This window comes from Solibacillus sp. FSL W7-1436, from assembly GCF_038007305.1.
GTDB lineage: Bacteria > Bacillota > Bacilli > Bacillales_A > Planococcaceae > Solibacillus.
The window spans coordinates 1,324,428-1,335,688 of the sequence record NZ_JBBOWV010000001.1 but is presented as its reverse complement, the minus strand read 5'-3'; the positions used below and the strand labels follow the sequence as shown (position 1 = coordinate 1,335,688).

The window sequence follows — 11,261 nt, the reverse complement described above, 5'->3', positions numbered from 1 at the left end:
TTTCTAAAAGATAATATTTCCTTAAAACTAGTGGAGAGGTCCAAGGATGTTATTTATTATTATCAGGTAATGCCTGTGTATAAGCATATATACACTAGTCCTTCTGTAGATTTCTTTTTAGGTAAAGGAACATTAGAAGCGCTAAATAAGGATTCGAATACACCTTTTGAAATGATTCATCCAGAGGATAAAGCAATTATGGAAGCGAAAGTTTCAGGGGAGATTGACTATAACGAGGGAATCATTCAACGTCTAAAAGGAACAGATGGGATATATCATTATTTTGAAGAATATGCAACGCCTATCTATGAAAATGGAAAAATCGTTGCAATACAAGGTATTATGCGTAATATAGATGACAAAGTAAAACTGGAGCGAGAGTTATATTATCAAAGCACACATGATGCCTTAACTAATATTTATAATCGTGGCTATTTTGATAAAATGCTCCATTATTATAATGAGTTAGAAAATGTTTCGATTGGTATGATTTTATGCGATGTTGATAAATTAAAATTTGTAAACGATACATATGGTCATAAAAAAGGCGATCAGCTTATACAAGCAGTAGCCAAGCTTTTAACGGATTTCTTTTCTGACACCACAATTATTTGTCGAGTGGGAGGTGATGAATTTGTCATTATTTTACCAAAGACATCTAGGGAACAGTTGGACTTCCTATTTGATCATTTCCGAAAGAAAATTAACCATTCCCCTGTTGAAAGTGATGGAATTCATCTTCAAATGTCAATTGGCAAAGCTTTTAGGGATCAATCGTTTAATGAAATGGAAAGCATTTATATAGAAGCAGATAAAAATATGTATATAGAAAAAAATCAAAAACGAAACTTAACGCTAAGATTATAGAAGAGCAGTTTATTAAAAGACCACTTAAAACGGGTTGTACTAGTTTTAAGTGGTCTTTTTGTATAAATTAACAGCAATGCATATTGGAATGCCTAACACTGATTGTAAACCTATTCTCCATCTGGACGGGATTCTTTAATCAGCTGGTCCATGCCTTCAATTCCTTCTTCTTTGATCTGCTTGAGTTCCTCATAAAAATTCTTGCCGGCTTCCTGACCTTGCTTAAAGTTGGCAGTGGCCAGATCCTTTAGGGCTCTCAATTGGTCATAGGTAATCATTTCTTCGTCAAAAAGTATATCGATTGCAACATATTCAGAAGTCACTTGAGCTCTTACGTTATTCATCCAGTCGACGCTGAATTCATTAATGTCATTTGTAGCATGAACGTCTCTCCAGTTTTTATCATTTATCGCTCCAACGCTCCACTGCTTCCATTTTTGAAGAATTTCTTCAGTACGTTCGAATTCGTTTCGAAGACCTTCTGCGTTTTGAACGTTAGTGTACGTTCCATTCGCTTCCTTTGCGACTTCCTTTAGCTGTTGCTGTGCCTTGGAGTCTGCATTAAAGCCAATTACATTAATGATTGGGGAGATGTTGCTTCCGGCAAAGCTTTTTGCTACTGTGACAGGATCTCCATCACATGTTTCAATGCCATCACTCACTAGGTAGATGAGGTTGGTGTTAGTCTCCCCATCTAAGCCCTCAAAACTTTTTGCTGCAGATTCAAGTGCACCGGCAATAGGTGTCCAGCCAGCAGGCTCAAACTGATTCATTGCTTGTTGGAAAGCAGCTTCATCATAAGGGCCTCGCTCATAGACTTCTTCAATGGCACCACACGACATCGCCTTATCAGAGCTATTACCTGTTCCTTTATGTCCGTAAACTCGAAGTGAAACATTGGCCTCTTCCGGAGCAGAAGCAAGGAAGTTCTGAATCTCTCGCTTCGCTTGAGCCATCCGTGTCTCCCCACCTGCATCCGCGCGCATGGAACCACTAGCATCCAAAATGATTTCGAGATTATAATTCTCTTTGAATTTATAACGGGGGTCTGCTACAGGCATCCCTTCCATATCAAACTGTGCCGCATCCAATACACTGGATGGGTCAGGGAGGCTGATTCTCGTTATATTATAAATATAGCGGTAGTAGAGTTCCAGTTCTTCCTGAGTAGCGTTCTCCGGTAGTGGGGATACATCCCCAAATAATTTTAGGAAGTTTGCATGGGCTTCTTCCGAATTCCCTATAGTTTCGTTGTTTAAGAGTCCCGCACCTTGTTGAACATAATCTTGCGGTACTGTAGGAATCTCTGGAAGATCCATCTCTTCCAGTTCAGCAAGGATACTTTCTTCCTCACTTACCACTTCCAGCGTTTCTGGCGTTTCCTCGTCCTCAGTTACTACGTTTTCTGTAGAAGGGCTTGTCACTGTCTCTGTCTTTGCTTCTTCGTCCTCCTGACAGCCAGTAAGGAAAATAGTTGCTGCGATGGCCATGGCCAATGGTCCTAATCTTATTTTCATGTTGCTCTCTCCCTTCATGAGTAAGTTGAAAGTTTCTGATGATATTTAAATTATACGGTATCCGAAGTAAATGGTTTCATTTTTTTTATTAAAATGTGAAAAGTATAGGGCAGAGGGATTGTGTTATGAAAAAACTTCTAAATGAAATGGACAAGAGTTTAGGTTTTGTTTTACTTATATTTCATCAATAACAGGAGCGCTGGTCATTTTCTAACAAACAAAATGATATTGTAAATCAGATGCTGAATGATAATATTACGAATAGATATATTAAAATGGATTTTTCAATTTGAAATAGTTCTATCATTATCTTTATAACTTAGTATTTATTGAAAAACTCTATCGGAGGATTACACATTATGAGCTATAACTTTATACTTTCATCCATTTTATTTCTTTTTACTTTTTGCTACATGATGTTGCTTTATTATGCTTGGCAAAATAGAGAAACTCCTATTTCGGTAAGTTATGGCTTGGGTGTCTTGACTGCGTTTTTTTATACATTTGGATATGCTTTTCAACTTTTAAGTACGACTGTGGATCAAATGATGTTTTGGATCCATATTCAATATATAGGAATTCCCTTTGCTCCATTTATTTGGGTAATCATGACATTACAATTTACAGGTAAGCAAAGGTTCTTAACAAAAAGAACGATTGCATTATTATTAATGGGTCCAATTTACACGTTAACTGCCCACTTTACAAATGAATGGCATCATTTATTTTATAAGAGCGCCACATTAGATTTTTCTCAGGGATTTCCGCTTATTGATTTGGACAGAGGCATGTTATTTTACTTACATATTTTCTATGTTTATATTTATCATCTATTTGGTGTCGTTTTATTGCTTCATGTGTATTTTCAAGCAAATAAAGAGAGAAGAAAACAAATTATCCTGATGTTAATTGGTTCATTATTTGTATTTGGTTTTCCTTTCATTCATTCGGTGGATGCACTTAAAATACCAATCGATATTTCTCCATTTGGCCTTATTTTTTCTTCTTTATTTTATTTGTGGGGAATTTATCAATTTAATATGCTGAAGTTATCTCCTCTGGCTATGAAAAAAGTTTTTGAATCTATAAATGATGCTGTAATTATTTTTGATACAGATAATAATTTAAAAATCTGCAATAAGTCCGCTAATAATTTGTTTGAGCAGATACCAAATAATAAACTGATTGGTAAACCTGCAGCAAAAGTGCTATCTCACTTTCCGCTATTAGTGAGTTTTATTGAACATAAAGCTGAAATGGATAATGGGTCAACACAATCAATGCAACTGAGAGAAAAATATTATAATGTCCATTTTTCATATGTAAATGGAAGTAATAATTTTCCAATTGGAAAAATGTTTATATTACATGATATTACCGAATCTATCAAATATGAAGAAAGCTTACTTTTGCAATCTAAACAATATGAATACTTAGCGCATCACGATGTATTAACCGGATTATATAATCGGACGTATTTTGAAGAAGAAGTTAAAAAGAAATTGGAACAGTCCAGAGAAAAAGACGCTGCATTAATGCTCTGTGATTTAAACTTTTTTAAAGAAATTAATGATGTATACGGTCATTTAACAGGAGATAAAGTATTAATTTTTGCGGCAGATTGCTGGCGTGAATGTTTGCCGGTCCCTAACATACTAGCACGTTTAGGCGGCGATGAATTTATTATGTTTTTTGAGCAAATTGAATCAAAGGAAAAGTTTTTTAAGCAAATAAATGAGATACGTCATGTATTCCAGATGAACTTATATAAGCGGGACAATATTGAAATTGAAGTTGTACCAAGTATGGGCATTGCTTTTGTTAAGGAAGAGGGCTCAGATTATGAACATCTATATCATACTTGTGATACGCGTATGTATGAGGACAAAAAGAATACAAAAGAACATTATTCGATGAAAGAATTGTAGAGAATGCCATTCAAAAATCAGTTTATACTCACTGCGGCATACCTTTACCGTAAATAGATACGGTTTAGGTAACGAAGTATCAACATTGCCTTGCTAAATAATATCCCGAAATGTGTATGGTAATTTCTAACCTGTAAACATAAGATGTTTTAAACATTGATGTTTGTAAGGGGGAAGATATTTGAGATCACAGAAACAGGAGAACATTCAGGAAAAAAAACCAAATTTTCTTATCTTTATAGTGGATGAACAACGATTTCCGACAGTTTACGAAAATAAGGAACTAAAGAAATGGCGTAAGGAAAATCTGAAGACACAGGAATTATTACGGGAAAATGGAATGGAGTTTTTAAACCACTATATTGGCAGCACGGCTTGTTCACCAAGTAGAGCAACACTGTATACTGGGCAATACCCATCATTACATGGGGTGACTAAAACAACTGGGGCTGCCGCTTCTGCATTTGAACCGGATGTATTTTGGTTAGATCCTAATACAGCTCCTACTTTTGGGGACTATTTCCGTGCGGCAGGCTACCGCACATTTTGGAAGGGAAAATGGCATGTGAGCCCTCAGGATATTTTGATTCCTGGAACTCAAAATGCATTGCCTAGTTACGACTCAAATACAGGTATTCCTGACCGTAATCTAGAAAAGCTTTACCTGGAATCCGACCGTCTAAATGAATATGGCTTTTCTGGCTGGCTTGGTCCTGAACCCCATGGAACTAATCCTCGTAATTCTGCTTCATCTGCTGCCATTGGAACAAGCGGGCGCGATGAAGTGTATTCAAGGGAAGCAGTTGAGTTAATCCATTCACTTGAAGCAGACCGTGATAATCAAGACCAGCCTTGGCTGATAGTATCTTCTTTTTTAAATCCGCATGATATTACGTTGTTCGGGGAGACAACTGAACTTCATCCATTATTCAACTTTGAAGTAGATCCTTCTGTTCCATTTATTCCGCCTGCTCCTACGTCGGACGAATTATTGGATACAAAGCCTACTGCACAACATAGTTACAAAGAGACTTATCACAAAGCTTTCCAACCAACAAGAGATAGTCTTTTTTATCGTCAGCTTTACTTTTCTCTTCATAAAAAAGTCGATCAGGAAATGGGTAAAGTATACAGTGCATTGAAATCCAGCAAATTTTACGATAATACAATTGTAATTTTCACTTCCGACCATGGGGATTTATTAGGTGCTCATGGGGGATTATTTCAAAAGTGGTATAACGCATACGAGGAAGCGATTCATGTACCATTTATCGTTCATAGTCCAAAAATGTTTGCAAACAGGCATATTACGGACATGTTGACGAGTCATGTAGATATCCTGCCAACTCTGTTAGGATTGGCTAAAATTGACGTAAACAAAATTCAGCAGGAGATAAGAAAAAATCATACTGAAGTACATCCGCCTGTAGGCAGAAATTTGATGCCTCTTCTTCATGGAGAGGATACTTTTCTGCGGGCAAATGAGCCGCTTTATTTTATGACAGATGATGATGTAACGAGAGGATTATCCCAGGTAAGTCTTACTGGCCAACCTTATAATTCTGTTGTTCAGCCAAATCATATTGAAACTGTCATTGCTTATCTTCCAACAGGTCAAAATAGGGAAAGAGAGCTATGGAAATTTTCCAGATACTTCGATAATCCGCAATTTTGGAGTAATCCGGACGTACAAGATCAAGTAACGGAAATTCAGGGGCAAACGCCTATTAATGACGATGTTGCTGTTTCTGTATCAAAAGTAGTAACGAAAACCGTTCCAGTTCCTGAACAATTTGAGCTGTATAATCTCACAAAAGATCCTCTTGAAAGAAAAAATCTTGCAAGTCCTGTAAATGCAAATATCGTTACAAGAATGATTGAATCATTATTGATGAGTCTCCTGGAAGAACAACGGCAGCAAAAAAGGCTTACACCAACGAATGGGTCCGTTTCGTGTGCAGAAAATAGTGGAGATTGATAAGGAATTTCTTCTAAAACACAAAAAAAGCAGCATCTCACGGGGAGATACTGCGGTAGAATTCTTTGTTCCTGAAGAACTCTAATGGGTTTGGCACCCAATAATGCTGATTTAATAAGCTTAAATTAACATTTTTGATGTCAAAAATATGTGGTCATTTACTACTATTCCAATATAACACAGTAAACCGTGAAATCTTTAATAATTATGTATTCTGTGTTTAAGTTCGAATGAAAACCCATATTGGACAGTTTAAACCATCTGGAACGTTGATTTACCATCGTCCCAGATGGTTTTATTTTTTTGCTGGTCTATTTTAGTAATCCCTAATCAACTGGATTTTTTTATTCCATAGTCGTTTTATCCTGGACTTTTTCGACATACATTAAAAAAAACATAAAGACATAGGGGGAATTTGTTGCTTCTGTTCATTATTCTTTTCTCCATTTGCTGTCTTGCTTATGGACTGATTAAAAAACGTTTCATCGCTCTCACCTTTCCTGTAATAGGACTTATGATTTTAATGGTTGTTAAAGTGATTTTAGTACCACTTCCTTTAAAGGAAACAATTCTTTTCATTTTTGATTTACGTTAAAAATTTGAAGAAAGAAGGTCTAGATGAAAAAAATCGACAAAAAAGTTGCTGATGCCTATTTCCGTGAGAAAAATACGTACATGGCTATTTATTTTGCTATTTGGTTTTTAGTGTCTTATGTAATGGTAGCGTTTGCAGACTCATTAACCGACGTTCAGTTTTTAGGATTCCCGTTCCACTATTTTATGGGGGGGATTGGAGCCTTATTTACTTTCATTGTTTTACTGTTTGTAAATGCAATGGTAGGGGACAAAATTGATAAAAAGTATGGGATCAGTGAAGAGCGAAATGAAGAAATTGGTTCAAACAATATGATTAATCATTAATGGAAGGGGGTAATTTATGGATACTCAATTTATAGTTTCAATGTTGATTATATTAGCTACATTTGCTTTATATATTTGGATAGCAGTTTATAATACTGCTAAACAAACATCGGACTTTTATGTTGCCGGTCGTGGAGTACCGCCAATTTTTAACGGTATGGCAATTGGGGCAGACTGGATGAGTGCAGCATCCTTTATCGGGATGGCTGGTACGATCATGTTACTTGGCTATGACGGGTTGGCTTATATTATGGGATGGACTGGCGGTTATTTATTTTTATCAATATTACTCGCGCCACAGCTTCGTAAATTTGGTCGCTATACTGTGCCTGAATTTATCGGAGACCGTTTCAATAGTAAGGCAGCACTAATTATAGCAGCTCTATGTACAATTATTATCAGCTTCACGTATTCAATCGGGCAGCTATCAGGTTCTGGTGTAGTAATCGGACGTCTCTTTGAAATTGATGCGAAAATAGGAACAATGATCGGCGTTGTGCTCATCGCATTTTATGCTGCATTTGGTGGTATGAAAGGTATTACTTGGACTCAAGTTGCACAATACGTCATTTTAATTATCGCCTATTTAGTACCTGTTATTTTTATGTCACTACATTTGACTAGTAACCCCTTACCATGGATTTCCTATGGCGAAATTTTAACAAAAATGGGTGAACTCGACCGGGAGCTCGGTATTTCGGAGTATTTTGCACCATTTACAAATGGAACCAAGTGGCAGTTTTTAGCTCTTATGTTCACGCTAATGTGTGGTACAGCGGGACTTCCGCACGTAATCGTACGTTTTTATACAGTAGGTACTATGAAGGCAGCACGTTGGTCAGGTGCATGGGCATTAGTTTTTATCGGGCTTTTATATTTTAGTGCACCAGCTTATGCAGCTTTTGCTCGTTTTATATTAATGACGGAAGTTGCTGGTAATAAAATTGCTGAACTGCCTGCCTGGACTCAATCATGGATTGATACTGGAAAATTGGGAATAGCAGATGCGAATGGTGATGGTATTCTTCAGTGGCTTGAACTGCAAATTGCCAACGATATTGTCGTAATGGCAACACCCGAAATTGCAAATCTAGGTGTATTTGTTATTGGGCTCGTGGCAGCAGGCGCAATGGCGGCTGCCTTATCTACAGCTGGTGGTTTAATGATTTCTATTTCCTCTTCATTTGCACACGATATTTATTACCGCATCATCAATCCACAGGCATCTGAACAAAAACGCCTGTTAATAGGACGTATTTCAATTGTTGTTGCAACACTATTAGCTGGGATTATTGCATTAAACCCACCTGGTGCCATTACCCAAATTGTTGCATGGGCATTTGCACTTGCAACAGGTACTTTCTTCCCGGCACTCGTTTTAGGTGTCTGGTGGAAGCGTGCTAATGCAAAAGGAACAATAGCAGGTATGCTTGTCGGCTTAGCGGTAACACTTATTTATATTTTCAGTGCTAAGTATGGCGGCTTTACGGTATTAGGCATTATTGATACTGGGGCCGGTGTTTTCGGAGCAATTGCAGCCTTCGCAACTAATATTATTGTTTCGCTTTCAACACGGGCTCCTTCTCAAGAACTTCAAGATGCAGTTATAAACCTCCGTTATCCAGAACAGATGGTTTATAAAGAAGGTGAAGTTTATTTAAATGACGGATCATCACAAGAGTAAAAGATTAAGACGCAGTTCCATTGTTTTTTAGCAAAATTTTATTGAAGCCAAAATATAAAGATATGCTCCCCAACAGGTAGACAGATGAATTACAAAAATCTGTTTATCGATTGGGGAGTTTTTATTGGCATCCAAGCTAAATTTTTTCTATTTAATCTCCAATTTATCTTTTTCTGAAATTTCAACATGCTGTTTATTATTATTTGTTTGTTTTATAATTTAATAAGAATTCAAAGCGATCAATAAAATAAACAGATTGTTCAATTTTGATGAAAGAGGGTGCTTTTTTGAGCGTTTATACTGAAAAAAATCGCAGAACAAAGGAGCTTATTCAAAAATCCTTTATGGAGATGCTGGAAAAGAAAACTTTCGAGTCAATTACAGTAAGGGATATTGCGAAAACAGCCAAGATTAATCGGGGAACGTTCTATTTACACTTTATCGATAAGTTTGATTTGCTGGACCAGATTGAAGCCCAACTATTCGAAGAACTTGGGGATCATATTGATGAATTGCAATCGAACTATTCTTCTGTACATACGTTCGAAAAAGAACAGGAACAATTAGCTTCCGCTTTATTTAATTCGATTAAAATGCACGCACCACTTTTAAAAATCTTTTTAAGTGAACATGGAAGAGCGGGTTTTCATCTTCGGTTTAGAGCAGCCTTTTCAGAAAAAGTGCGTGTAAACCTGGAGGGAAATGAAAGCTTCAATGCAAATTTAAATGTGCCGATGGAATACTTCTTAGCCTTTATCACATCTGCTTTTTTAGGACTGATTGAACAATGGGTTCAAAATAATTTAGACAAGACCCCTGAAGAAATGACAGCATTATATATTAATATAATCTCCTTTATTCAAAGGAAGAATACTTAGCATTCCTACAGACGGTATGGCCTGGGCATACGGTACAGCCGATATAGAGGCTAATAATCAAAATAAAAAAGAAGGTGCAATACCTTCTTTTTTAAATATTGCTTGTGCGCTGCTTTTTGATGAATCGGACCGCAACGATAATGGCGGCAACTGCAATAATCACATAAAATAGTTGCCGATATTGATGTGAGACAGAGACAATTCCATAGGAAACAGAGGCTAGTACAAGTCCATAAATCATGTTGCCAATTGTAGTAGCTGAGATAAAATAAGATATTTTCATTTTGCTTAAGCCGGATACGATGTTGATCAAATTCGTAGGAAGGAATGGCAAAATGCGCCCTGACAGAACAAATAGAAAACCGTTTTGATTGATTTGCTGCTCATATTTTTTCAGTTTTTATGAAAAGGATTACATATTCTCCGTTATATCTCGTAGTAACCTTTTTTAATTATTATTTGTTATGATATTCAAGTATAAATATGGTAATTATAATATGATTTTCCTCAACAACATAAAGGGAGGGGGAGGTGCCATGAGTAAAAAAGATGAAGCATTGACACAAATTGAACAAGTACTGCAGGAATTGAAAAAGGGTGAGGAAGAAAGTGCTGCCACCGCGGTTATAGGACAGCGCAGTGGAACCAACAATATTTCCGGAGCAATATTTAAAGTTATATTTAAATTTTGGGGTTTTAAGATTTTATTAATTGCATTGCTTCTTATCCTTATCACATTCGGGGGTACTTGGTTATTTTTCGGTAACACATTAAAAAAAGAAAGTACTGTATTTGTAGAACAGATCCAGGAATTAGCGACGCTTGCAACAGCTGAAGCCCATATGAAGGTGATCATTGAGCAAGAAGATAATAAACTGTTCGGTAATGATATTTCGGTTAATTTCCCAGGCACAAAAAGAGAACTATTATTAATAGTCCCCGCCACAGTCATTGCAGGTGTTGATCTTAAAGAAGTAACATCGGATGATATTAAAGTCAATGAAGATGACAAAGAGCTGGAGATCGTTCTGCCACGTGCAAAGCTTATCCAGGATCCCGCTATTCAGATGGAAAATGTCAAAACTTTCTCGGATGAAGGATTATTCCGTGGGGAAGTGAAATGGGATGAAGGGTTTGATCTGGCAGCGGAAGCACAGAAAAAAATAAAAGATGAGGTCATTGAAACAGGTTTGTTGGAATCGGCAGAAAAAAGTGCGGAGAAAGTTCTCACAGGTTTTTTCAGAAATCTGGGCTATACTGTGAAAATATCTTTTAAATAGATTTTAATTATATTCACTGAAATAAATTGGTAAAATTTTCTGCCTCAAACAGTCTAATTACTTTAATTAGACTGTTTTTTTATGTAATTAAGCACAGAATAATTCGAATAATTCGCGAAGTATTTCCGGAATTCAAAAAAATAGTATTCAATTATCGTGAATACTATTATATAATCACTTTGTTAATGTTCGTGAAAATAAAATATTT

9 protein-coding genes are annotated in these 11,261 nt (G+C 36.4%); 7 read left to right on the top strand and 2 right to left on the bottom strand.

Going from position 1 to position 11,261, the window contains the following annotated elements; translation table 11 throughout:
• Nucleotides 1-75 precede the first annotated feature (75 nt).
• Nucleotides 76-867 carry a sensor domain-containing diguanylate cyclase gene (locus tag MKX73_RS06745; protein ID WP_340716802.1) on the top strand — a complete coding sequence of 264 codons (792 nt, stop codon included), beginning with the start codon at nt 76-78 and terminating at the stop codon, nt 865-867.
• 110 nt (nt 868-977) lie between these two features.
• Here the strand turns inward: MKX73_RS06745 and MKX73_RS06740 are convergent, their stop codons facing one another.
• Nucleotides 978-2,384, bottom strand: a complete 1,407-nt coding sequence (locus tag MKX73_RS06740; RefSeq protein ID WP_340716801.1) for a VWA domain-containing protein — start codon at nt 2,382-2,384, stop codon at nt 978-980.
• A 359-nt stretch (nt 2,385-2,743) separates the two neighbouring features.
• Between MKX73_RS06740 and MKX73_RS06735 the strand changes: the two genes are divergently transcribed.
• From MKX73_RS06735 to MKX73_RS06715, 5 genes are all read left to right on the top strand, one after another.
• Nucleotides 2,744-4,312: a histidine kinase N-terminal 7TM domain-containing diguanylate cyclase gene (locus MKX73_RS06735; RefSeq protein WP_340716800.1), complete on the top strand. Its 1,569-nt coding sequence runs from the start codon at nt 2,744-2,746 to the stop codon at nt 4,310-4,312.
• A 181-nt stretch (nt 4,313-4,493) separates the two neighbouring features.
• Nucleotides 4,494-6,290 carry a sulfatase-like hydrolase/transferase gene (locus MKX73_RS06730; RefSeq protein WP_340716799.1) on the top strand — a complete coding sequence of 599 codons (1,797 nt, stop codon included), beginning with the start codon at nt 4,494-4,496 and terminating at the stop codon, nt 6,288-6,290.
• 618 nt (nt 6,291-6,908) lie between these two features.
• The gene (locus MKX73_RS06725) at nt 6,909-7,211 is read left to right on the top strand and encodes a DUF4212 domain-containing protein (RefSeq protein ID WP_340716798.1); all 303 of its coding nucleotides are present in this window, start codon (nt 6,909-6,911) and stop codon (nt 7,209-7,211) included.
• Between the two features lie 16 nt (nt 7,212-7,227).
• The gene (locus MKX73_RS06720) at nt 7,228-8,895 is read left to right on the top strand and encodes a sodium:solute symporter family protein (RefSeq protein ID WP_340716797.1); all 1,668 of its coding nucleotides are present in this window, start codon (nt 7,228-7,230) and stop codon (nt 8,893-8,895) included.
• Between the two features lie 287 nt (nt 8,896-9,182).
• Nucleotides 9,183-9,773: a TetR/AcrR family transcriptional regulator gene (locus MKX73_RS06715; RefSeq protein ID WP_340716796.1), complete on the top strand. Its 591-nt coding sequence runs from the start codon at nt 9,183-9,185 to the stop codon at nt 9,771-9,773.
• A gap of 91 nt (nt 9,774-9,864) precedes the next feature.
• Here the strand turns inward: MKX73_RS06715 and MKX73_RS06710 are convergent, their stop codons facing one another.
• Nucleotides 9,865-10,110 (bottom strand): hypothetical protein, encoded by a 246-nt coding sequence (locus tag MKX73_RS06710; RefSeq protein ID WP_445783326.1) that lies wholly within the window; start codon nt 10,108-10,110, stop codon nt 9,865-9,867.
• 199 nt (nt 10,111-10,309) lie between these two features.
• Between MKX73_RS06710 and MKX73_RS06705 the strand changes: the two genes are divergently transcribed.
• Nucleotides 10,310-11,053 (top strand): DUF4230 domain-containing protein, encoded by a 744-nt coding sequence (locus MKX73_RS06705; protein WP_340716795.1) that lies wholly within the window; start codon nt 10,310-10,312, stop codon nt 11,051-11,053.
• Nucleotides 11,054-11,261 lie beyond the last annotated feature (208 nt).